The organism is Streptomyces sp. DH12 (assembly GCF_020873895.1).
GTDB lineage: Bacteria > Actinomycetota > Actinomycetes > Streptomycetales > Streptomycetaceae > Streptomyces.
This window is the reverse complement of the sequence record NZ_JAHWGT010000752.1, coordinates 1-494: the sequence shown is the minus strand read 5'-3', so window position 1 is coordinate 494 and position 494 is coordinate 1. Positions and strand designations below refer to the sequence as shown.

Annotated in this window: 1 protein-coding gene; it reads left to right on the top strand. The window is 74.3% G+C overall.

The annotated features are described in order from the left end of the window. Window positions 1–494: MMPL family transporter (locus LPA54_RS36885; RefSeq protein WP_228984847.1), on the top strand; the 494-nt coding region annotated here is incomplete at both ends.

Sequence of the window (494 nt, the reverse complement as noted above, 5' to 3'; positions counted from 1 at the left end):
CCTGGTGGTGGTCTACCACCGCGACGGCGGGCTGACGGCCGCCGACCGGGAGGCGGCCGCCGCGCAGATCGCCGAGGTGGAGCGGGCGTACGAGCTGTCGGACGTGCCGCGGGGCGTTCCCTCCGCGGACGGCAGCACGCTGATGTACCCGGTCTCCAGCACGCGGCCAGGGCAGGACGAGGAGGCGCAGCGGGCCTTCGTCGACGGGGTGCGGGAGACCGTCGGCGGGACGGGCGGGCTGAGCGTCGAGGTCGGCGGGCCCGGGGCGGTCGGCGCCGACATGGACAAGGTGTTCGACACCATCGACGGCACGCTGCTGACGGCCACGCTCGGCGTGGTCACCGTGCTGCTGGTGCTGATCTACCGCAGTCCGTTCCTGTGGCTGGTGCCGCTCGCCGTGGCGGGCGCCGCGACCGTCCTGGCGATGGCCGCCGCGTACGGGACGCACGAGCTGTTCGGCATCACGATCACCGGACAGAGCGGCGGCCATCGCC